This window comes from Lentzea jiangxiensis, from assembly GCF_900104175.1.
Classification (GTDB): Bacteria; Actinomycetota; Actinomycetes; order Mycobacteriales; family Pseudonocardiaceae; genus Lentzea; species Lentzea jiangxiensis.
The window spans coordinates 14398-35393 of the sequence record NZ_FNIX01000006.1 but is presented as its reverse complement, the minus strand read 5'-3'; the positions used below and the strand labels follow the sequence as shown (position 1 = coordinate 35393).

The window sequence follows — 20996 nt, the reverse complement described above, 5'->3', positions numbered from 1 at the left end:
CCGGTGCCTGTCACTCCGGAGTCCGCCGGGACGGGGTGTGACGAATCAGGTCTTCCCCTGACCCACCCCTGAGTTTCCCCCGAGCAGTGCCGCGGCTGTGGCGGAGAGCTCGCGGCCGGGCACGTCCGGATCGCAGCCCACGCGGGCCAGGCGGGCCCGGATCGCGGTGGGGGAGCGCTGCATCCCGTCGGCCAGGGACCTGATTAGCTTCGGCGACGACTCCTCGGACGCGGTGAGCCAGGCGGTGCGCAGTTCGGTGTCGAGGGCTTCGGTCCAGGGCTGGTTGGCGTTCGCGTGGCGGGGCTGGCGGCTGCGCAGGCGCGTGTGGGCGCCCAGGACGCGCGAGAGGAGCTTGCCGATCGTGGCGCCGCCCTCGACCGGCAGGCGCAGCCGGCCGTCGGCGACCACCTCGCCGGAGTCGAGCGACCCCAGCAGCTCCAGCACCAGGGACTCGTCGGAGTCCGTCGTCGCGCTCAGCCGGTAGTGGACCTCGCCGAGCTTGATCTCGTTGTGGAAGGTGGATGTCATGGGGGTGACGTTAGGGAGGGGGTCTGACGGTTTTCCGGGGTGAGCGGCCCCGGAGGCCTGTGTGCGGGCGGGAGTTCACTCGAAGGGGTGGGGGCTAACCCGACGTCACCGAACTCCGGCCCGTGCCGATGTCGGCGACGTCCGCGGCGGCACGGCCCGCGCCCCAGCCGGCGGCCGAACGCACCGTCACGCGCGAGGTGCGGGTGCGCGTGAACATCTCGTCGAACAACGTGTCGACGGCCTTCTTGCGGTCCGCGAGCACCGGCAGCAGCCGCTCGTCTTCGACCACGTCCGCCGAGGGCACCGCCGCCAGCCGTTCCCCGATCCGGGACGCGTAGGCCACCAGGAACGACTTCCGGAACGGCCGTGAACGCGCCTCGCTGCCCTTGCCCGCCTTGCCGCCCGCGGCGACCATCGCCCGTGTCGCCTGCACGAGCAGAGATGTCGACAGCAGCTCCACGCTCTCCAGGTCCACCTCGTCGCCCACGAGCGCGACGAACCCGAACCCGTCGTAGGCGACCGCCCGCGACCGGAACGCCTCCGCCACCACGTGCACCAGCTGGGACTTCTCCTTGAAGTAGCTCTTGTCCAGCCACATCCGCCGCGACGTCGCCTGGGCCGGGAGATCGGCGTCGAGCATCGCGCGTTCCAGGGCGTGCCGGTTCATCAGCTCCTGCGCCTTGGCCGACAGCGCCTCCGCCTCCTCGGGGAACGCCGTCGACTCGGCCTTCGCGAGGAGCCCGCGCACCCGGTTGAGGACCTTAGGGTCGAGGCCCGCGCGCACGGCGGACATCAGCACGTCGCCCGGCATCGGCAGGATCTGCGGCAACGAGGGCAACCGGCCGAGGAACTTCAGCAGCTCGGCGGCTGTGCGTTCGGCGTACGACCGGGTCTCGATGTGCCGCGTCGCCCACGCCTCCAGCAGCGGACCCTCCCACCACACGGAGGCGCCGATCTCCTCCAGCTGACGCTGCCACCGCGGGTGCACCGTCGCCGGAGGATGCGGCGAACAGGACAAAGCGATCACGTCCACCGCGAGAGAGGTTGCCGACTCGTCGAGTGACCGCGCCACGATCTCGCGGATGTCGTACGGCAGCCAGCCGCGCTTCCAGAGCGCGTCGACCGCTTTCACCAGTTCCACGCCAGGCAGTATGAGACGTCCGCCATGTGCACAGGTCGGGGACCACCTGGTAGACACGGGATGTGATCGAGCTCCAGTTCCGCGGCCGGACCGTCGTCCGCGAGCACGCGCTGGTGATGGCGATCATCAACCGCACCCCGGACTCGTTCTACGACAAGGGCGCCACCTACGCCGAGGACGTGGCGATGGAGGCCGTGCATCGCGTCGTCGACGAGGGCGCGGACATCGTCGACATCGGCGGCGTGAAGGCGGGACCGGGCGACCTGGTCGACTCCAGCGAGGAAGTGCGTCGCGTCGTGCCGTTCATCGCGCGCGTGCGTGAGGCGTACCCGGACCTCGTCATCAGCAGCGACACCTGGCGCGCGGACGTCGGCCGGCTCGTCTGCGAGGCCGGTGCCGACCTGCTCAACGACACGTGGGCGGGCGCGGACCCGGGACTGGCCGAGGTCGCCGCGGAGTACGGCGCCGGCTACGTCTGTTCGCACACGGGGGGTGCCGTGCCCCGCACACGTCCGCATAGGGTGAGCTACCCGAACCTCGTGCAGGACGTCATCGCGGAGACGACCACGCGCGCGGAGAAGGTTGTCGCACTCGGCGTGCCCCGCAAGAGCGTGCTGATCGACCCCACACACGACTTCGGCAAGAACACATGGCACAGCCTCGCGCTGGTGCGGCACACGGACGCGTTGGTGGCGACCGGGTGGCCGGTGCTGATGGCGTTGTCCAACAAGGACTTCGTCGGGGAAACCCTCGGCGTGGAACTGCACGAGCGCGTCGAGGGCACCCTCGTCGCGACTGCGATCGCGGCGTTGGCGGGCGCCGCGGTCTTCCGCGCGCACGAGGTGGCGCGCACCAGACGAGTACTCGAGTCCGTCGCTCGACTGTGAGCTGGAGGTATCAGGTGGACGACGTCTTCGCCCGGTTTTCGGATGACCGGTGGGACGACTTCCTCGACGAACTCGACAAGATCCGCGTGAGCGTGGTGGATCCCGCGGAACGACAGCAGGTGAAGGCGACCGCGCGCCGCGACGCGCGGGAAGCGGCGGGCCAGCCGCTGCTCGTGCGGATGGCCCTCACGGACCGCTACCTGAACCTGCTCGCCATCGGTATGTGGGCGGGCGACGAGAGCTGGCGCGGCGAGCTGCGCGACCTGGTCGCCTCTCTCGTGCCCGAAGACGACGAGCCGCGCGATGACGCCCTGTTGAGCTCTGTCATCGCCGTAGCGCTCGCACAGCTGCTGCAGGACGCACGGCTGCGTGGCGGTTCCGAGGCCGACGTCATCGCACAGTCGGCGTGGGAGAAGGCGCAGGAGTGGGCGGCCTACGCGGAGGACCGCCACGTCGAACGGCTCCTGCACGCCTCCACGGAGGCCGGTGCGCGCGTGGTGACCGCCTCGGAGGTCCAGGAGGTCGTCGAACTGGCCACCGCCGTGGCGGACGACCAGCACGCCGAAACGATCGCCGCGCTGGAGACCGAAGGCTTCACCGCGGAGTTCATGAACGGCGTGTGGGTCGTCGAGGGCGAGTTCCGCAACGCCGTGCGGGCTGCTGCGCGCGCGATCACGCTCACGGGCCACGGTTGCGTCCTCGCGCGCAACGCCAAGCAGTCCGCCGTGATGCTCTGGCAGGAGAACACGCTCGCGATGGCGGACTCGAAGGTGCCGCGCTGGCGCGTCTACCCGATCCTGGCCCCTGTCACGCCGCAGTCGAAGTTCTCCGGCGGTGAAGGCCTGCCGTTCACGCGCGAGACACACCCGTTGGCACCCGCTCCGGAAGTCGTGCGCCGGTTGGCGGACGCCGTGGGTGTCAACGTGTCCCATCTGCTGGCTGCATTGCGGTGAAAGGGTGATCTTTGCCTTTCCGCTACCTCGACTCGTTATCTTGGTGTCATGCCCAGATTTGCCGAGTTCGATGTGGAAGGCCTGCGCAAATCCAGCGCCGTCGCGGACTTTCCCTGGTCAGAGACGTGGGTCACGTTGATCCGCGTCGATGCCAAGGGGGTGGTTCGACAAGCGAAGTCGTTGACCGAGAAGGTTTCTTTGCTGACCGTCGCGTCGGACAAGGACCTCGTGATCGCCTCCTGTCCGGAAATTTACGCCGTCGACGACCTGTCGGCGGCCCGTGCTGCCGTCAGGGCTTCGGTCGCACGCGAAATGACGCCAAGCCTCGGATGAAAGACTCCCGCCACTCGTGCTCAGCGGCGAGCGCGAGTTCCGGGACGGATCCCGGTTCGCCGCTCCATGTGAGACGGTCACCTGCGAGGACTTCGGAATCGTGACCCCTCCGACGACTACGTCACCGGTGGCGACGCGAACGATGCCCGTGGCGAACGGGCCGTCGTAGCGCAGGAGCTCCTCGACGACCTCCGGCAGCGCGATCGGATCGTCGATCACCCTCCGCTTCATCGCGGGATCGCGCAGCAGCGCCAGCAGGCCGTTGCCGATGAGCTGCACGGTGGTCTCGTGTCCCGCCGTGATCAGCAGCACGAGGTTCGGGACGAGGTTCGGTTCGTCCCGGAGCTCCGTGATGACGTCGTCGCCAGGCTCCTTCATGTCCAAGAGCTGCCGCACGTATCCGGCGAAACGGACAAATGCGTCGGCCATCGTCTGCGGTGCGAGCAGCTCGCCGGAGAGTCGGCGGAGCTCGTCCCTGTCCTCCTCGGTTGGGTCGTGCGGCTGAAGCCGTCGAACGGTTGCGAGAGCTCGCTTCCACCACCACCGGTCTGCTGGTGCTGGTGTTCGCGGCGCACGCGGAGGCGTTGGTGCGCCACGATCCTGCTGGGCTGGCCGAGGTGGCTTCGCGGTTCGAGGAAGCCGGGTTCCTGCTGCACGCCGCAGAGGCCGCTGCCGAGTCGGGTGATCGAGTGTTGTTCGGGCAGCTGATCGGGGCGTGCGAGGGGGCGCGGACGCCTGCGTTGGCGCGGACGTCCCTGGTGCCGCTCACGCAGCGGGAGCGGGAGGTTGCGGTGCTGGCGGCGCGGGGGCTGACGAACCGGCGGATCGCCGAGTCGCTGGTGATCTTGGTGCGGACCGTCGACAACCACCTGTCCCACGCTTACGCGAAGCTCGGGATAGCGACGCGCGGAGAACTGGTGCCGCTTTTCGCGGACGACCTCGCGGGCAGGGGCTAACGCGAAGCACCGGCCAGAACGACAGTCCCGGCAAGAGGGCAACGCGGTGCTGGTCGACGGGGTGTTGACGTGACGGAGATGGATCGGGTGGCCGCGCTCATCAAGGAGCGCAACCGCATCGACGCCGAGCTGGCGGCGCACATCGGACGGCCGGCCTTGACCGGGCACCTCGGCGAGTGGATCGCCGCCCAGGTCTTCGGCATCGTGCTGGAGAAGGGCCCCAAGGGGGTGAACGGCAGGCTGGACGACGGCCGGTCGGTGGACGTGAAGTGGTACCTCAAGCGGGAAGGCCTCCTGGACGTGAGGGAAGACGGGCCGGACCTGTACCTGGTGCTCGCCGGACCCAAGGCGGCTGCGGCCAGTTCCCGTGGCACGACGCGGCCGATGGTCGTCGACTCCGTGTACCTGTTCGACGCGGCGGCCGTTGCCGCTGACCTGCGGGCACGCGGCCGCAAGATCGGTGTCGCGGCCAGTGTGCGGGCCGAGCTGTGGGAGGCCGCGGAGATCTACCCGCGGCACAACCCGTCGTTCCCCGTCACCGATGAGCAGCGCGCACAACTCGCCCTGCTCGGCAGCTAGTCGTCGGCCGTGAGGCTGTGCCCGTCCCACGTGAAGCGCACGGTCGTCACGGCGTCATCGCCGTCGGTGCCGGTCGTGAGCTGGTGGATGGCGATGCCGGTCAGCTCCCGGTAGTCGCACCACTCGTGGTCCGAGGTGAGGACCAGGTCCAGGTCGAAGTTGACCAGCAGCTCCAGCAACTGGCCGCGGTTGGTGGCGTCGACGCCCACGAAGACCTCGTCCAGCAGGATCAGGCGTGGTGCGTGCGGGGCCGAGTGGTAGTGGGCCGCGGCCGCCGCGAAGAGCGGGAGGTGCAGGACGATCGCCTTTTCGCCGCCGGAGAGGGCGCCGTGCACTCGCTTGGTGACCGGGACCCAGCCTTCGCCGCGGTCCACCTTCACGACGAACTGGTGCCACGTCGTGTAGTCGAGCACCTGGGCTAGTTGTTGTTCCCAGCCCGTCGCGGTGTCGTTGGCGCGTGCTTCTTCTACGCGTTCGCGGAAGAACTGGTGCAGTTGCTCGTGCTCGTCGGCGTTGAGGTCTGAGCGGAGCAGGAGGTCGCGGGCCTCTCTTGTGCCCGGCGGTAGCTGGGCGTCCACCTGCCAGTCGAGCTGCACGCGGATGCCGGAGGCGGTCTGGACGCGCTCCAGGCGTTGGTTCATGGTGCGGACCAGGTCTGCGGCGTCCTGGATGCGTTGGGCGATGTGCCTTCTCGTGTCGCCGGTGAGGGTCTGGTCGAAGAGGTCGCGTTCGCCGTCGGTGATGTGTGTGCGCATGCGGTCGCGTTCGGCCTGAAGCCTGTGAAGCAGGGCGTGCGCGCCCATGCGCGTGCCGTCGAGGGCCGCGGTGAGGATGGTGACGTCGTCGTCGGCGTCCAGGGACAGGGTGATGCGGCCTGCGAGTTGTTGTTGTGCCTCGTGCACGGCCATGCTGAGGCGCGATTCGGCGTCGCGGATCAGGCGTGGGTCGACACCGCCTTCGGGCACCTCGCCGGCGTCGGCGGGCAGGTGGCCGCCCGTCAGGTGGCGGTGGCGGGCTTCGGCCGCCTCGTGGGCGATGGTGGCTTCTGCGGCGCGTGCGGTGTCTATCTTGCGCTTTTCCTCCAACGTGCCGAGGGTGCGCGCCAGGCCGGTTTGCTTGTCTTGCAGCAGCTCGCGTTGTTCGGCCAGTTCCAGTGCCTTGGCTCGCAACGAGATGAGCTGCTGGTCGAGGGCGTGGAACTCGGAGCCCGTGGACCGTTCGACGGTCTCCAGCTTGATGGTCAGGTCGGCGGCTTCCTGCTGACGGGCGGCCGCCGTCTCCTCGGCCTCGTCGGCCAGGGTGCTGCTCAGCGACGCACGGCTGCCGGCCTCGACCGACGACGTCTCCGCCGCGAACGCCGCCTGGCGGTCGTCGAGCCAGCGGTGGCAGGCGGTGCCGAACTTCGCCAGCGCCTCCACGTCCGGCAGGGCGGCGGGGGAGCCGAGGCGGGCCAGGGCGGCCTCGGCGTCGGACACGCGCTGGGCGGCCGCGGCGACGGCGTCCTTGCGGGCCGCGCACCGCAGCTGCGCCTTGGTCCGCTGCTCCTCGGCGATCTCGACCGGGTCGGTCGACGGCTGCCGCGACAGCTCGCCCGCCAGAGTCGCGCGGCGCACGGCGATCTGGTTCAGCGCGGCGTCCACCCCGGACACGTCCGTGGCCAGCTGCTCGATCAGGCCCGTGAGCTCGGCGATGCGGCCCGCACGGGCGCGTTTGCGGGAGTCCGCGCCGATGTAGGTGGGGAAGTCTTTGCTCCAACGGCCGTGCGCGTTCGCGAGGCGCCATGTGCCGTCCGCGCCGATGGCGGTGGTGTGACCGGAAGCCGTGTCGCCGAACGCGATGCTGTCGAGGAAGTGCCGGCAGCGCTCGTCGTCGGTGACGAGCACCTCCAGCAGCGTGGTGCCGGGCGCGGGGCCGGAGAGCAGCGGTTCGGCGAAGCGGTCCAGGTCGGAGACGCCGAACGAGCTGTCCGGGGTGAGCCACGCGTCCAGCAGACCCGAGGCCTCCAGCGCCGCCTCGACCGCGGCGCACACGTGCGGTGGCGTGCCGGGACGGAAGTCGACCAGTCGCCACAGGGGAGCTCCTGCGGCAGACGCGCGGTACTTGACGTCGCGCGTGTACGGAGCGGGCGGTGGCACGTCGATCTGGTTGGCGAGCTTCTCGCGGATGGAGGTGTACTGCGAGAGCTGGCCGTTCAACGCCGTGCGCGTCTCGTGCAGACGTGCCTCGATGCGGCTGAACTCCTCGCGGGCGAGCGCGGCGGCCTCGACGATCTCGCCGTGGTCGGACACGTTCAGCTCGGAGCAGCCGTGTGCCCACGTCTCGAAGTCCGCGCGGAACTTCGCCAGCGCCTGCTCGAACGCCTGCTGCGCCGCGACCTCCGCCTCGGTGGCGAGGTCCAGCTCGTCACGGGTCTCTTCCAGCCGTTGACGCGCGGCGTCCCGTGCCTCGACGGCTCTCCCGTGCGCGGCAACGGCACGCATGATGGAGCCGATCTCGGCGGAACGGGAGTCGACGGCGGCGGTGAGCAGCTGACGTCCCGCCCGTGCGTCGCTGCCCGACTCGATCTCCTCGAACACCGACGGCATGCCCGCCAGCTCCGCGGCCTCCCGCGCCTGCACAGCCGATCGGCGCACGTCATCGGCTCGCGCGGCCGCGTCGGACTTGGCCTGACCGGCCTGCTCCTCCTCGGCGACGGCGCGCGCACGGAGCTTCGCGGCGTGCGAGGCGGCCTCGGTGGCGCGCTGGGTCGCGGCGGACAGTTGCTGCCGCAACAGGTCGAGCTGCTTGCCCTCCTGGTAGGCGGGCAGGTCGGAGATGCCGGCGATCTGCGCGCCGACCGCGCTCGCCTCGCGTCCCAGGGCCGCGAGCTGGTCGAACGCCTCGTCGGTCAGCGTCACCTGGCGCTGGTAGCGCCGTTCGCTCATCCGCGCGGCCCGCGTGGCGTCCTCGAGCTGCTCGGACGACGTCTCGAGCGCCCAGGTCGCCGCCCCGAGAACGCGCTGGGCGTAGGTGCGCTGGACCTCCGCGAGCCGTTCGGCGGTGGTGATCTCCTCGTCGAGACGGCGGAGGTCCTCGCGCCGGCGGTCGAGGCGTTCGAACCCCTCGGCGATCTCGGTGAGGTCGGACTGGTCCAGCGGCGGAAGTGCCTTGGACAGCAACGACGACAGCACGCCGGGGTCGAGCCGCTCGGACAGCTTCGGCGTGCGCAGCTGCAGCAACGCCGTGATCAGCGAGTCGTACCGCTGCTCACTCACACCGGGGAACAACGTCGTGCGCACCGTGTGCCGGTAATCGGCCGGTGAGGCGTGCACAACGCCGTGTTCACCGATCGCCTCGACGAGGTCGGTCTTGGTCAACGGCCGTCCGGCCTCATTCACCAGAGCCAGGTCACCGACCCTGAGCGACGTCGTGAAGTACGTGGCGTTGACGTTCGACGTGTTCGTGGTGGCCTGAAGGCGCGCACCGCACGTGAACCACTGCTCGCCGTGCTGGAACTCCAGCCACACGTACCCCACGCGGGTGCTGCCCTGGTTGCCCTCGCCCATGAGGTTCCAGTGCATGGTGCGGTCCGCGCTGCCGAACGTCGACAGCCGGTGCGGGCGCAGGTTCGCGTCGAACAGGTACGGCAGCAGCAGCTCGAGCGCCTTCGACTTGCCCGTGCCGTTGGGACCCCTGAGCAGCAGTCTGCCCTGGTAGAACGAGAAGATCTCGTCGTAGTAGCGCCAGACGTTGATGATCCCGGCGCGGCTGGGTTGCCACCGGTCAGTCATGCAGCTCCTCGACCGCGTACCGGGCTGCCGCGGGCAGCCTGCGAACGACGCCGTTCTCCGTGCGCGCGAGACCGAACGCTTCCAGCAGTTCGATCCCGTCCGCCGCGAGTCTGCCCGCGCCACCGTCCGACTGGTAGGCCTTGGCCCAGTTGCGGAACTTCGTGAGCAGCTCGCGCGTCTCCTCGACCAGGTCCTCGAACGACGCGGGTCCCTGTGCCAACCGGTCGAGCAACAGCAACGCGGCGACCTTCGCGTGGCTGTCGTCGTCCGGGAACCTCGTGTCCGTGGCGATGGCGTCGGCATCGACCACGAGAAAACCCTCGGCGCGTTCTTCGAGCGTGCAGCCTGCGAGCCCGATGCCGGTCCTGACGACCTTGCGCCCGGACGGCGACGTGAGGAACGCGATCTGGCTCTCGCTCAGGTCTTCCTTGTAGACCACGGGGTCGTCGATCAGCCTGCGCATCACGGAGTGCCGTTGCCACACGCTGCGATGCGCGTTGTCGTACCTGGTCTCGCGGGTGAGGTCCTCGACCGTGTCCACTGTGGAGGCGGGAACGGGAGCGGACAGCAGACGCGTGATGAGCGCCGGGTCCGCGCGGACCTGCTCGCCGACCTCGACCGCGCCGTGCTCTTCGAGGAAGTTCAGCACGTCGGCGAACGCGTTGCGGTCGGCACGCCGGGCAGGCTCGAACGGCGGAAGTCCCTCAGCGGCGGCGGCCTGTTGCGTGCGTGCCGTCAGCGCGTCGAGCGTGATCGTGGGCGTGGTCAACAGTTCCGCGCACACGAGACACAGCACGATGTAGCGCCGCCGGTCGAACACCGGACGCGTGCTATCAGGCCGTTGCGTCGTCTTGAACAGACGCGCGTATCCGGCGCGTGGCTCGACGTGCACGCGCCAGCCGCAGTAGTAGTCGAACCACTTCACGATCGGTTCGCGGCGCCTTCTGATGAGGTCGAAGCCGTCGTGGTCCTGCCTGGCCGTGACCAGTGGACGCGCGAGCAGCAAGCGGACGCCACGCGCGATCTCTTCGCTCTCCAGCCGTGCGAGCTGGTTTCCCGTGCGGCTCATCGGCTCTGCACGTCGATCACGTAGTCGGGCCCGCTCAGCGTGCCCTTCTGGGTGGTCATGGTCGCCCAGCCGCGGGCGTTGCGGAGGTTGATCTGCATGCGCCCGTCGCTGGTGCCGGCCGTGCGCGTGCCCGTGCTGTCCGGATCGCTGCCCAGCGCGCGTCCGACCAGGTCGATCAGGCGGTGGAACGTGTCGTGGTCCAGGTTCGTGAGCGTGGAGATCCGGACGGCGCCGTCGGTCTTGATCTGCGACCACGCGTGCTCGAGCTCGGCGCGCTCCTTCTCCGCCTGGACGCGGCGGTTGCGGCGCACCTCGTCGACGTTGCGGACCTTGCCGGTGCTGCCGATGTGCTCCTGCTTGCCCGTCGCGCGCAGCTGCGGCGACACCGGCACCGGCGGCGTGTTCTCCCACGCCTCGCCGCTGGGGATCAGCTCGCCGTCGGCGTGCGCGAGGTGGGCGTGGCGGGAGGAGTAGAGCCCGAACGCGGCGTTGAACAGCTCGTGCGCCTCGGCCTCGGTCCCCGTGCGCCCGAACCACCTGGCGAGCGCCCGGAAGTCGGCCGCGGTGTTCGTGGGCTTCCTGCGCTGCTCGCTGATCCGGTCCAGGACCCTGAGCAGCTGCACGATCGCCTTGCGCGACACGTCCTGCAGCTCGTCGGCGCTGTCGAACCACGTCTCGAGGCTCGTCCAGTTCGCCGCGCGCTGCCGCAGCCACGCTTCGGGGTCCAGGTGGGGACCGGCACCGCTGCGCGCCCGTTCGTGCAGCTCGGCGGGGTCGATGGCGCTGATCGCGTCGCGGATCCGCTGCTTGCGGTCGTCGAGGTCGGCGATGAAGTCGCGCAGGTAGGTGATCGTCGTGCGCTTGAGGTCCTGGAACGTGGCGAGGTCGGCGTCCTCGTCGCGGAGCAGGCGCTGCAGGTCAGCGTTGAAGCGGGTGGTGTTGACCTTGAGCGTGTCGAGGTGGCCTTCGAGCTCCATCAGCTTCGTGAAGGTGCCGCGGTCGTCCAGCGGCTTGCCGAGCTCGTCGAGCCGGTTGGCGATCGCGTCCAGGACGGCGGTCTGCAGCGAGCCGCTGCCCGTGAGGGTCTCCAGCGCGTGCTTCAGGCCCGCGTACGCGGCCTCGCCGAGCTTCGTGAGCCCGTACTGCTGCCGGCTCGCGTCGAGCAGGCCCCAGCCGCGCAGCGCGGTCAGGGAGGCGGCGAGCTCGTCGTCCGCCACCTGCTCGGACCAGCCGACGCTGCGGAGCCGTTGCTGCACGTCATCGGCCGTGAGGACGGTTTCCAGGCGCTCGTTCGCCACCCCGAACACGCGGACCACTGCGGTGTGCAGCTCGGCGTGGCCGGTCGTGGTGAAGCGGAACAGGTCCGCGGGCACCGGGGGAAACGTCGTCACCTGTGTCACCGTAGCTTGTCGCCGCGGGGCTCTCGGGCGACAGGGCGGGCGTCCGATATGTGCAGTGTTACCGGGACACGAGGGGGACCGAGGGCCCTGGCGCGCCTCCGTCCGGTCAACCCTTGCCGCGCCACACCACCAGCATGTACCTGCGGCGCTCCTCCGGAGCCTCCTCGCGGATGAACGCACCGTCGCCCGATCGGTACACGCAGTCGATGCCGAGACGGTGGAGGAAGTCGACGCTGTACTGATCGGGCCGCAGCGGGAACAGTGCACTCAAACGTGTCACCGGGTGAGGGCTTTCCGCTGCGTAGTCGAGCAGCTGTCCTGCGGCCTCGCGCACCTTCTCGTGGATGGCCAAGCTCTTGGCCTCCAGGATCTCGACCTCGTCGTCCTCGACGCGGTACAGATCGGCGCGTTTGCCGTTGTGCGTGCGAAAGCTCGTGAACACGACGTTCGAACGGAATTGCTGATAGCGGCAAACGAGGCGGCTTTCCACCCGTTCGTGCCGAGTGATCCGTTCGGTGATGTGCAGCGACACGGAGTCTGTGTGGAATGTTTCCACGGGAATGATGTGCGATCCCGTGGCGAGCGCACGGTCGACCGCTTCGAGCTGTGCGCCGATCAGCGCCTGCGCAAGGCTCGGCACGATGCGGAGCTCTGCCAGCATCCTCTCCACTCGCTCACCCGTGACGAGACGTTGCCCTGCGACGTTGTCACCCTCGTCGAACCCGAGATTGCGCCAGACCTCCCGTCGGGGCCGTTCGATCACCTGGACGTTGCGCACGCTGTAGATGTTCACGAAGCTTCGCTCATCATCGAACTGGTCCCACATCAGGTCCGCCAGCGGCGGGTTGCGGAACAAGTGTCCGATCTCGCCTGCGGCCTTCACCCTGTTGCCTCCGGTGAACACCACGACGTCACCGGTGCGAAGCTTGTTCATCGTCTTGTCGTGAGTGGCGATCGCTCCCCAGAAGCGAGCCGCTCCGGACGGGTGAAGAGCCCGCAGCGCGGTCAGGTCGGCGGGCGCGAGCAGTTCGGCGTATTCCCTCGACTCGAACTCGACACCGGCCTCGATCGTCTGGTGGTAACGGCGTCGGGTCTTGGAATTGCCGTAGCACGGTGCGAGGAGGATGTGAGGCCGCGATCGCTGATCATCCACCGGCGTGATGGTAGGGCGGATGGATCGCCTGGTCACGTCGCCGGGTTCTTCTCGCGGAAGATGCGGAACGTCACGACGAGGGCGACGACCGGAATGCCCATGAGGCAGAGCATGTACGCGACCTTGTTGGGCTCGCGGCGCTCGGCGAGGGCCCATTCGACGGTGGCCTGCGACGATCTGCCGGACCGGACGCGGTTGTTGGTCATGGGGACGCTCCTGCCGACGTCGGCGGGAGTGAGGCCCGAGTTGTCGCTGCGGTAGGGGATCCGCTTGCCGTCATCGGCCACGATGGTGGCCTCGCACGACCACAGGGCGCCGAAGGCCCACCAGTTCCGGGAACAGGAGATGTTCTCGGCGTGCCCCTTGGGCTCGCCGCCCGAGCCTGCTTCGCCGTCGAAGAACAGCGTGCCTGCCTGGGCGGTGTAGAGGGCGATGATCCACAGGACAACGGCGGCGGCGATTCGTTTCGCCTTCATTTCCGACCTTCTTCCGCGGGCTTGTGGCCACCGCCTTCGGCCTTGTTCAGTTCCTTCGACAGCTCCTTCACCGGGTGGACGAGGTCGCCCCAGTTCGGCACGAGGTGACTGATGTCCCTGCTGGAGACCGCGCGCACCCAGTTCTGGCCGTCGAGCAGGCCCTTGCTCAACGGGGCGTCCACTCTGTCCGCCGCACGGCCGACAGGCGCCTGAGGACCACCCATGTTCTCCTTGCGCGTGTTCAGCGGTGGCTGGTTCATCCTCTCGTAGAAGTCCTTGACGGTCTGTTTGCGCGCCGGGCCGTTCTCCTTCACACGAGCCGCCCAGTCGTCGACCTTCTGGCTGGTGCGCTGGGCGAAGTCGTCGACCTTGTTCATCACGTTGTCGACACCGTCCTGGACGCGCCTGCCCGCGTTGCCGAGCCCGTCACCGACGTTGTCGAGCGTGTCGGCCCTGGACACCTTCGTCGCCGAATCGGAGGCGAGCTCCGCGGCGCGCTGGTTGCCGTAGCGGCTGTTCGGCATCTGCCTGCTCAGGGCGGCGAGGTCGTCGGCCTGCTTCCGCATGGCCGCGCCTGCCGTCTTCGCGAGGGAACCGAGCTTCTCCAGCGCTCCGAACAATTTGGCGACGAACCGGGCGATCTTCGTGCCGATCTCGACGGCTTTCATGACGGCTCGGGTGATGAAGGCCGCGATGGAGGCGCCGGCGGTCGGGATCGCCGAGGCGGCGGCCGGGATGCCCCACACCAGCAGGGTGCCTGCCAGGTCGGCGAGCAGGTCGCGGATCAGCGCCCTGGTCGCGGCCACCACAGCTCCGGCGACCTTGATCTTGTTCGCGGCGGATGATGCCGCGGCCGACGACCCGCGGAGGTGAGCGACCAGGCTGGCGCAACGGGTGCGGTAGGCGTCAGCGGCGTTGCCTGTCCAGTCGTCGAGCGTCTTGGCGTGGGACTCGTATGCGTTGGCCTCGTCGCTCAGCCGTTTGGAGATGTTCTCCCAGGTGGTGCCGATGGCTTCGATGGCGGGCGGGTCACCCATGAGCTTGTCGAACGGTTCCCGGATGAAGCCGACGTTCTCGATGATCCAGCCCACGACCGACGAGGCCAGGGTGCCCAGCGGGTCCGTGAGGTAGCCGGCCACGTCCAACGCCAGCGCGGCACCGTCGATGCCGAGGGCGACCCCGTCGACCTCCTTGCCTTCGGCGAAGGGCTTGACCAGGTCCTCGGCGGTGTCGAACATGCCGGCACCGGCGAGGCGCTTGTTGTCGTCTTCTTTTTTGGCGATCAACGGATTGCTCATCGGTTCCTCCCCTGCGGGTTCGGCCGCTGCTGGTCGTGGTCTTCCGCATCGCTGGTCTTCCTGGTGCGGAACATGCGGTAGGTGACGAAGAGCGCGACTGCCGGTGCGCCGACGAGGCAGAGAACCACCAAGCCTTTGCTGGTGGGGCGCTCTTCGGTGACCCCCCATTCCACGGACGCTGCTGACGACCGGGTGGTTCGCACGCGGTTGTTGGTCATCGGGACGCGTTTGCCTATGTCAGCGGGTGTGAGTGAGGAGTTGCCGTTGCTGTAGTGGTAGCGCTCGCCGTCGTCGGCGACGATGGTGGCTTCACAGGACCAGAGAACTCCGAAGGCCCACCAGTTCCTCGAACACGAGATGTCCTGGGCGTAGCCCTTCGTCTCTCCGCCAGAACCCGCCTCACCTCCGAAGAACCGCGGGCCTGACTGGGCGATGTAGAGCGCGACGATCCAGAGGACGGCCGCGATCGCGATGCGCTTCACCCGTCCGTCCCCCGGAACGAGGCGCGGTTGCCGTCCTCGGTCTGCTGGTAGGTCTCCGCGGTCGAACAGAGGCTGTCGCCCGTGGCCTCGAACGCCTTGGGCAGCTCGGCGAGCAGTTGCTTCGCCTTGTCCAGCTCGTCGTTGAAGATCCACGACCAGCGCTGGCAGAGTTCACCCATCACGGCGGGGCCGAGGCTCACCTGCGAGGCGGACGCGGCCTCCTGCAGAGACGGGGAGAGCTGCCCGACGAGGTTCTTGCCGTGGGCCGCGATGGCCTCCGCCTGGGCCTGGAAACCGCCGGTCATCGCAGCACCGAGCTCCCGCCGAAGTCGTCGTCATCGCCCTGCGGCGGTGCGGGACGGCCCGGTGCCGGCTTCGGCTCCTCCACGGTGCCCGCCGGGTCGATCACGGCGATGCCCCGGTCGATCTGCTCGCGCAGGAACGCCATGCCCTCGCCGTCGCCGAGGATCGGGCGCATCGTGTCCTCGATCTTGCGGGCGGCTTCGACCTGGGCGCGGCGGATGGTGTCCATGATCGTGCGGCCGAGCGCGGTGTGGCCCAGGTCGTCGGCGCGCGGGGTCAGTTGGAGCGACTCGATCCGGCCTCCGGAGCCCACGGTGACGAGGACGGCGCCGTCGGGACTCTGGGCCTCGGTGCGGGACTCGCGGAACGCGGTCTGGATCGCGTTCGCCTGTTCCTGGGCTTGCTGGAGGCGTCCCTCGAAGTTCGCGAGGAACTGGTGCGGATCGGTCATGATCCGGATGTTCTCATTCGCGCTGACTGCACGTGGCCGATTCAGCACAATGTGTGCATGGTCAAGCCGCTCATCACCCGGGAGATGCGGGAACGCGCCCGCCGCGCGCCCAGCAACTGGCTGCACGTGATCGACCCGGCGTACGACGAGGTCTCCGCCGAGGCGGTGATCGGGCGCTACCTCGTGGACGAGCGGGGCGAGATCACCGACCAGTACGTGCCGAACCCGCGGTACCGGCCTCGGGAGGTCGTCTTCGACAACGACCTGGAGTCGGTGATGTACCTCGTGCGGCGCGGGTACGCGGACAAGGGCGAACTGGTGGACGCGGTGCTGGCGGCCGAGCTCGTGCTGCCCGCCGATCCTTCCCGCCGGCCGCGCGAGCACCTGGTGGTGCGAGGGGACGTGGTCGACGTCTTCGCGTCGCGACGAGCGTGTCCGCGCGACTGGCCGCCGTACTGGCACCGGTTCCTGGGGGTCGAGCTGGCGGTGGTCGTGAACGCGCTGGAGCGGCCGGTCACGGTGCTGGTGACCGCTCAGGGCGGGGTCCAGTTCGAGCTTCCGGGCGAGGTGCTGGCCGACGGGGTGCGGGAAGCGGTCTCGATGGGGTGATCCGCGTGATGGCGTGGGTGAACCGGGCCTTCGCGTTGCGCCGTTCGGTCTAATCTCCGCCCGTGCGGACGAGGCTGACCCCCATGCAGCAGGCGGTGGTCGATGCCGGGCGTCCGCTGCCGCAGCTGACCGATCCGCTCGACGTCGAGTTGCAGGTCAGCGCGATGGTGGGGCCTTTCGCCCGCAACGAGGAGTTGTGGGAGGTCGTCGTCCGGCACCTGGAGAAGGTGCCGAGCCGGCGGAGTGCGGCGCTGCTGACGGCACTGGGGCACCTGTTGCCCGGGCGGCCCGGGACGTGGGCGAAGGAGGCGGCGGCGCACCAGGAGCCGCCGCGGTGGGACCTCGCCGGGTTGCGGTTCGGGGAGTGCTGGATCGGCGACCGGTCGATCGACGCGGGATACCTGGCGCTGCTGTGCAGTTACGCGTACGGGGACGTGCCGCACGCGATGGTGTTCATGGTCGACGAGATCAACGGGAGCCTCACGCGGCACGCGTTCCTGACGAGGCAGGTCGACGAGGCGCTCAGCCGGTTGCGGGACGAGGTGCGGCTGGAGCTGATCACTCCCGAGGCGGCTCACTGGCTGCTCAGCCGCAGTTACGACCGGTTCGAGCGGCGGCCCGCGCTCGGGTTCGGCGTGGACGTGCACCAGACGCGGCTGGTGGCGCGCCGGCGGATCGCGTTGGCGATGAATTGTGTCGCTGTGTGAATTGCGCGGTGGTGATTCACCCATCCGTGCCGCGTGTCCGTAGCTCGATCGTGGGGTGGCCATTACTGTCCGGGTGTGATCCGAGGGATGGTCGAGGCCTCTCGCGCCGGGCGTGATGATCAGGCCCTCAGCCGTGTCCCCTGTGGTGCCCGGCAGCGGTGGTGGTCGGTCGCGGTTCAGCGGTTCGGGCAGACGACCGCGCTCAGCCAGGTGCTGCTCGGCGCGACGCTCGGGTTCGGCATGTCGTTCTGGGGTGCGTTCGTCGCGCTCACGGTCGGGGCGGTGCTGGTCGGCGTCGTGGCGGTCGCCGTCGGGACCATCGGGTGGCGGGAAGGGCTGCCGACCGCCCTGCTCAGCCGGTGGACCGGGTTCGGTCACGCCGGATCGGCGGTGCTGGGGATGGTGGTCGCGCTGTCGTGCACCGGGTGGTTCGGGGTGCAGACGGGCCTGGCCGGGGCGGTGCTCGCGAACGTCGCCGGGGTGGTGCCGGCACCGGTGTGGGCGCTGGTGTTCGGGGCCGTCGTCACGGTCATCGCGGCCTGTGGTGCGCGGTGGACGGCGTGGCCGTCGTATGTGGCCGTGCCCGCGTTCCTGGGGTTGCTCGCGTGGGTGGTGCTCGCCAACGTCAACGATGTCAACGTCCTGGGCGGTCCCGCTCCCGGTCCGTCCATCGAGATGCTGACGGCGATCACGCTGGTCATCGGCAGCTTCGCCGTGGGCGCGGTCGTCTCGCCGGACGTGACGCGCTTCCACCGCGACGGGAGCGACGTCGTGAAGCAGGCGGTCCTGGGGGTCACGGCCGGCGAGTGGGTCATCGGCCTGGTGGGTGTGGTCATCGCGCACGCGCTGGGCACCACGGACGTCATGGGCGTCATCGGCTCGACCGGCGGCTGGGCCGGGGCGCTGATCGTCGTCACGGTCGCGCTGAAGATCAACGACTGGAACCTCCTCTCGGCCTCGCTCGGGCTCGTGAACTTCTTCGACGCCGTCCTCTCGGTGCGGGTCAGCCGGGCGCAGGTGACGGTCGTGGCGGGGTGCGCGGGCAGCTCCCTCGCGGCTGCGGGCGTCGCGGCCCACTTCAGCCACTTCCTGGTCCTGCTCGGCGTGGTGTTCCCGCCGGTCGCCGGGATCATGGTCGCCGAGTACCACGTCGTGCGGTGCTGGCGGAACGAGCTCGTCTCCACCCGCCCGCTCGTGCCGAGGTCGGCGCCCTCGTGGGTGCCCGCGACGGTGGGCATCTGGCTCGTCGCGGCCACTGCCGGCGAGGTGATGCCGTTCGGGCTGTCCGGTCTGAACTCCTTCGTGCTCGCGTTCGCGCTGTACGTCGCCGCTGGGCGGTGGGACCTGCTGCGCATCAGGACGCGCAGGGCCACCCGCCGCGAGGTGACCGGGAAGGCCGCCTGAGGTCAGGTCGGCACGAACGCGGGCAGGACGGCGTCCACCTCGAAACCGCCGTCGTCGGTCGGGCCGGCGGTGAGGGTGCCGCCGACCATCTCCACGCGGCCGCGCAGGCCGAGCAGGCCGCCGGAGCCGGACAGCGCCGGACCCGGAGCCGACGGCCGGGCGTTGCGGATGACCGCGCGGGCGCTGCTCGGTCCACAGTGGATCGTGATCTCGGTGTGGGCGCCGGGGGCGTGCTTGTGCACGTTCGTGAGCGACTCCTGCACCACCCGGTACATGGTGCGGCGCACGGCGGGGGAGATGGTGTCCGCGTCGCCGTGCTCGGTCAGGGTGACCTCCAGGCCGGTGGCGGCGGAGTCGGCCACGAGGCGGGACAGGCGGTCGGGCAGCACGTCCGGGATGCGCGGGGCGCGGCCGGACCGCAGGACGCCGACGAGGTCGCGCAGTTCCGCCAGCGCCTGGCGGCCCGCGGTGCGCAGCTCCTCCGCGGCCTGGCGCACACCGTCGTCCTTCGCCGCCATCCGCAACGCCCCGGCGTGCAGCACCATCAGGTTCAGCCGGTGCGTGACGACGTCGTGCATCTCGGCGGCGAGCCTGGTGCGTTCGTCCGCGCGGGCCTGCTCGACGCGCAGCTCGCACTCCCGCTCGGTGAGCATCTGCCGGAGCGTGCGCCGCTCGCCCAGGTACAGGCCGGTCAGGCCGGCGATCACGACCGCGCCGGGGCCGACGAGACCGTCCGGCACCGTCCACACGCCGGCGCCCACCACCCACGTCAGCGCGTGGACCGGCACGAGCCAGCGGTGCCGCGCCGCGTGGGCGACGGAGAACGCGGACGCGAACGACGCGAAAGTGGGGGTGAGCAGGGTCAGGAAAGCGATTGCCAGGCCCGACGCCCCCGGACGCGTCCGCCGCCACCACAGCGCGCCCGCCGCGAGCAGGTGGACCACGACGTAGAACGCCGTCGACGCGACCACCAGGCGGGACGGCGCGGGCACCACGAACTCGCGGCAGACCCCCGGCGCTGCCACGAGGAGCACCAGCGCCAGATCCCGGGCCCGTGTCACGCGGGTGACGATACTGGCGGTTTTGTGTTCCGGATCACCTACTGGAGCAGGGGATTGTCCCTACTTTCGCAGGTGGCGACGGCCGGCCTTTCCGCCTGCCGGACACCGGCGTTCGGAGGCTGCACCTGCTGCTTTCGGAACAGCCCCGTCCAGAGGAACGACTTGCCGAAGAACGCGCTGTCCGGGCCTCCTCCGTCATCCGGCGGAGCTCGACCTCGGCGAGGTCCTGGAAGACCCACCGGAGGTCGTCCGGGTCGTAGGAGCCCTCGGTCGTGAACGCGTCACCGTGGCGGTACCGGATGCCGAGGCCTTCTGACCGCTCCTCGGCTCACTCGATGGCGGTGGCCGAGACGTCCACGGCGTCGACCTGGAACCCGTGGCGCGCCAGGAACACCGCGTTGCGGCCGGGTCCGCAGCCGACGTCCAGCGCCCGGCCGGGCGTGACCAGGCCGCGTTCCAGGTAGCCCGCCAGGTTCTCGTCCGGCTCGGCCGCGAAGAACGGGACCTCGCGCGAGCGGTCCGCGTAGAAGCCGTCCCACCAGTCGCCCGCGCGAGCGGTCCAGCGGTCGGCCGCCTTCGCTGAGCCTCTCGCGCACCGGGTCAGGGGCGGAAGATCGGCTGCACCCAGTAGTTGCCGGCGGCCCACGTGGCGGTGGGGAAGCCGCCGCCGTAGCGGTACACGCCCGCGTTCGCCGGCAGGAGGAACGGCGTCTGCACCAGGTTGCCCACGAAGTAGTTCTCCGTGACCTTGTAGCCGCCCGACGGCGTGTAGTACGAGATGACGTACTCGGTGTCCGGCACCACGGGAACCGGTGTCGTGAAGGTGATCCGCTGGCTGTAGGTGGCACCGGGTGCGTCCTGCTCGGCCAGCAGCGTGCCGTTCGAGGTCCAGACGCGCGCGGTCACGGGACCGGTGTAGGCGCCGCGCCGCAGGAACACGCCCGTGAGCGCGCCGGGACGGTCGACCTTCGTGCGCAGACCGAGCTCGACGCCCTCGGTGTCGGGGTCGTCGACCGTCGGGTTGTGCGTGTCGTGGAAGACGAGCGAGGTCTCGTGGGCGAGTGCGGGAACCGTGGTGCCGCCGACGTGGATCGTGCGGGACGCGGTGACCGGGCTGGTCGTCGAGGCGGTGTGGGCGCGGGCGTGGATCGTCAGCGGGCCGGGGACGGACGGCCACAGCACGACCGACCACCGTTCGCCGGTCGCGTCGACGGTGGTCCAGTTCGTGCCGTTGTCGGTGGAGAAGCCGACGTCGGTGATGCCGCCGGACTCGCCGTTGACGGCACCGCCGATCACCAGCAGCGGCTGGTTCAGCGGGACCGAGGCCTCCGCGGTCGGCGAGAAGATCATCGCCACCGGGGCGTCCGCCGCGAGGGCGGGAGCGGGGGAGGCCAGGACAAGTGCCAGGAGCAGAACGGCCAATCGTCTCATGTACG

The 20996-nt window shown here is 69.8% G+C and carries 22 protein-coding genes; 7 read left to right on the top strand and 15 right to left on the bottom strand.

All coding sequences use genetic code 11. The features are described from left to right. Positions 1-45 precede the first annotated feature (45 nt). Together BLQ91_RS19185 and BLQ91_RS42125 are read right to left on the bottom strand one after the other, a co-directional pair. Positions 46-528 (bottom strand): hypothetical protein, encoded by a 483-nt coding sequence (locus tag BLQ91_RS19185; RefSeq protein ID WP_090098276.1) that lies wholly within the window; start codon positions 526-528, stop codon positions 46-48. Positions 529-622: 94 nt separating this feature from the next. Next, positions 623-1669, bottom strand: coding sequence for a DUF2786 domain-containing protein (locus BLQ91_RS42125; RefSeq protein WP_245733665.1), 1047 nt, complete (start codon positions 1667-1669; stop codon positions 623-625). A gap of 62 nt (positions 1670-1731) precedes the next feature. Between BLQ91_RS42125 and folP the strand changes: the two genes are divergently transcribed. Beyond that, the gene (gene folP, locus BLQ91_RS19175) at positions 1732-2556 is read left to right on the top strand and encodes a dihydropteroate synthase (protein ID WP_090098274.1); all 825 of its coding nucleotides are present in this window, start codon (positions 1732-1734) and stop codon (positions 2554-2556) included. Between the two features lie 14 nt (positions 2557-2570). Beyond that, positions 2571-3509 carry a hypothetical protein gene (locus BLQ91_RS19170; RefSeq protein WP_090098273.1) on the top strand — a complete coding sequence of 313 codons (939 nt, stop codon included), beginning with the start codon at positions 2571-2573 and terminating at the stop codon, positions 3507-3509. Positions 3510-3626: 117 nt separating this feature from the next. Here the strand turns inward: BLQ91_RS19170 and BLQ91_RS40360 are convergent, their stop codons facing one another. Beyond that, positions 3627-4271, bottom strand: a complete 645-nt coding sequence (locus BLQ91_RS40360) for a cytochrome P450 (RefSeq protein WP_143022716.1) — start codon at positions 4269-4271, stop codon at positions 3627-3629. A 59-nt stretch (positions 4272-4330) separates the two neighbouring features. Between BLQ91_RS40360 and BLQ91_RS19160 the strand changes: the two genes are divergently transcribed. After that, positions 4331-4798 (top strand): helix-turn-helix transcriptional regulator, encoded by a 468-nt coding sequence (locus BLQ91_RS19160; protein WP_176959825.1) that lies wholly within the window; start codon positions 4331-4333, stop codon positions 4796-4798. Positions 4799-4867: 69 nt separating this feature from the next. Beyond that, on the top strand, positions 4868-5377 hold the full coding sequence (locus BLQ91_RS19155) for a hypothetical protein (RefSeq protein WP_090098270.1): 510 nt from the start codon (positions 4868-4870) through the stop codon (positions 5375-5377). Here BLQ91_RS19155 and BLQ91_RS19150 read toward each other — a convergent pair. The 9 genes from BLQ91_RS19150 to BLQ91_RS19110 form a co-directional block, all read right to left on the bottom strand. Further along, complete coding sequence (locus tag BLQ91_RS19150) at positions 5374-9147, bottom strand: TIGR02680 family protein (RefSeq protein ID WP_090098269.1); 3774 nt, start codon at positions 9145-9147, stop codon at positions 5374-5376. The two genes, BLQ91_RS19155 and BLQ91_RS19150, sit on opposite strands and share 4 nt — an antisense overlap. Further along, positions 9140-10216, bottom strand: a complete 1077-nt coding sequence (locus tag BLQ91_RS19145) for a TIGR02678 family protein (RefSeq protein ID WP_090098268.1) — start codon at positions 10214-10216, stop codon at positions 9140-9142. The genes BLQ91_RS19150 and BLQ91_RS19145 overlap by 8 nt, the downstream gene beginning before the upstream one ends. Beyond that, positions 10213-11607, bottom strand: a complete 1395-nt coding sequence (locus tag BLQ91_RS19140; RefSeq protein ID WP_245733664.1) for a TIGR02677 family protein — start codon at positions 11605-11607, stop codon at positions 10213-10215. The genes BLQ91_RS19145 and BLQ91_RS19140 overlap by 4 nt, the downstream gene beginning before the upstream one ends. 115 nt (positions 11608-11722) lie before the next feature. Continuing rightward, positions 11723-12769: a hypothetical protein gene (locus tag BLQ91_RS19135; RefSeq protein WP_090098267.1), complete on the bottom strand. Its 1047-nt coding sequence runs from the start codon at positions 12767-12769 to the stop codon at positions 11723-11725. A gap of 32 nt (positions 12770-12801) precedes the next feature. Beyond that, on the bottom strand, positions 12802-13245 hold the full coding sequence (locus tag BLQ91_RS19130; RefSeq protein WP_090098266.1) for a DUF6346 domain-containing protein: 444 nt from the start codon (positions 13243-13245) through the stop codon (positions 12802-12804). Continuing rightward, a complete protein-coding gene (locus tag BLQ91_RS19125) occupies positions 13242-14543 on the bottom strand; it encodes a WXG100 family type VII secretion target (protein ID WP_090098265.1) in 1302 nt (433 codons plus the stop codon). The genes BLQ91_RS19130 and BLQ91_RS19125 overlap by 4 nt, the downstream gene beginning before the upstream one ends. Further along, on the bottom strand, positions 14540-15025 hold the full coding sequence (locus BLQ91_RS41410; protein WP_090098264.1) for a DUF6346 domain-containing protein: 486 nt from the start codon (positions 15023-15025) through the stop codon (positions 14540-14542). The genes BLQ91_RS19125 and BLQ91_RS41410 overlap by 4 nt, the downstream gene beginning before the upstream one ends. After that, on the bottom strand, positions 15022-15330 hold the full coding sequence (locus BLQ91_RS19115) for a hypothetical protein (RefSeq protein WP_090098263.1): 309 nt from the start codon (positions 15328-15330) through the stop codon (positions 15022-15024). The genes BLQ91_RS41410 and BLQ91_RS19115 overlap by 4 nt, the downstream gene beginning before the upstream one ends. Further along, positions 15327-15779: a YbaB/EbfC family nucleoid-associated protein gene (locus BLQ91_RS19110; RefSeq protein WP_090098262.1), complete on the bottom strand. Its 453-nt coding sequence runs from the start codon at positions 15777-15779 to the stop codon at positions 15327-15329. The genes BLQ91_RS19115 and BLQ91_RS19110 overlap by 4 nt, the downstream gene beginning before the upstream one ends. Positions 15780-15836: 57 nt before the next feature. Between BLQ91_RS19110 and BLQ91_RS19105 the strand changes: the two genes are divergently transcribed. The 3 genes from BLQ91_RS19105 (at position 15837) to BLQ91_RS19095 (ending at position 18499) form a co-directional block, all read left to right on the top strand. Continuing rightward, positions 15837-16388 carry a hypothetical protein gene (locus BLQ91_RS19105; RefSeq protein WP_090098261.1) on the top strand — a complete coding sequence of 184 codons (552 nt, stop codon included), beginning with the start codon at positions 15837-15839 and terminating at the stop codon, positions 16386-16388. 62 nt (positions 16389-16450) lie between these two features. Next, positions 16451-17095, top strand: coding sequence for a hypothetical protein (locus BLQ91_RS19100; RefSeq protein ID WP_143022714.1), 645 nt, complete (start codon positions 16451-16453; stop codon positions 17093-17095). Positions 17096-17170: 75 nt separating this feature from the next. Further along, complete coding sequence (locus BLQ91_RS19095) at positions 17171-18499, top strand: purine-cytosine permease family protein (protein WP_245733645.1); 1329 nt, start codon at positions 17171-17173, stop codon at positions 18497-18499. 2 nt (positions 18500-18501) lie between these two features. Here the strand turns inward: BLQ91_RS19095 and BLQ91_RS42740 are convergent, their stop codons facing one another. The 3 genes from BLQ91_RS42740 to BLQ91_RS19080 form a co-directional block, all read right to left on the bottom strand. Continuing rightward, positions 18502-19560, bottom strand: coding sequence for a sensor histidine kinase (locus tag BLQ91_RS42740; RefSeq protein WP_245733638.1), 1059 nt, complete (start codon positions 19558-19560; stop codon positions 18502-18504). 328 nt (positions 19561-19888) lie between these two features. Then, positions 19889-20206, bottom strand: coding sequence for a class I SAM-dependent methyltransferase (locus tag BLQ91_RS42120; RefSeq protein ID WP_245733636.1), 318 nt, complete (start codon positions 20204-20206; stop codon positions 19889-19891). Continuing rightward, positions 20161-20991: a DUF4082 domain-containing protein gene (locus BLQ91_RS19080; RefSeq protein ID WP_090098258.1), complete on the bottom strand. Its 831-nt coding sequence runs from the start codon at positions 20989-20991 to the stop codon at positions 20161-20163. The genes BLQ91_RS42120 and BLQ91_RS19080 overlap by 46 nt, the downstream gene beginning before the upstream one ends. Positions 20992-20996: the final 5 nt, after the last annotated feature.

What these genes read in the sequence shown, in the direction of transcription:
- BLQ91_RS19185 (WP_090098276.1), bottom strand. Translation starts at nt 528, where the DNA reads ATGACATCCACCTTCCACAACGAGATCAAGCTCGGCGAGGTCCACTAC.
- BLQ91_RS40360 (WP_143022716.1), bottom strand. Translation starts at nt 4,271, where the DNA reads ATGGCCGACGCATTTGTCCGTTTCGCCGGATACGTGCGGCAGCTCTTG.
- BLQ91_RS19150 (WP_090098269.1), bottom strand. Translation starts at nt 9,147, where the DNA reads ATGACTGACCGGTGGCAACCCAGCCGCGCCGGGATCATCAACGTCTGG.
- BLQ91_RS19145 (WP_090098268.1), bottom strand. Translation starts at nt 10,216, where the DNA reads ATGAGCCGCACGGGAAACCAGCTCGCACGGCTGGAGAGCGAAGAGATC.
- BLQ91_RS19130 (WP_090098266.1), bottom strand. Translation starts at nt 13,245, where the DNA reads ATGAAGGCGAAACGAATCGCCGCCGCCGTTGTCCTGTGGATCATCGCC.
- BLQ91_RS19125 (WP_090098265.1), bottom strand. Translation starts at nt 14,543, where the DNA reads ATGAGCAATCCGTTGATCGCCAAAAAAGAAGACGACAACAAGCGCCTC.
- BLQ91_RS19115 (WP_090098263.1), bottom strand. Translation starts at nt 15,330, where the DNA reads ATGACCGGCGGTTTCCAGGCCCAGGCGGAGGCCATCGCGGCCCACGGC.
- BLQ91_RS19110 (WP_090098262.1), bottom strand. Translation starts at nt 15,779, where the DNA reads ATGACCGATCCGCACCAGTTCCTCGCGAACTTCGAGGGACGCCTCCAG.
- BLQ91_RS19105 (WP_090098261.1), top strand. Translation starts at nt 15,837, where the DNA reads ATGGTCAAGCCGCTCATCACCCGGGAGATGCGGGAACGCGCCCGCCGC.
- BLQ91_RS19080 (WP_090098258.1), bottom strand. Translation starts at nt 20,991, where the DNA reads ATGAGACGATTGGCCGTTCTGCTCCTGGCACTTGTCCTGGCCTCCCCC.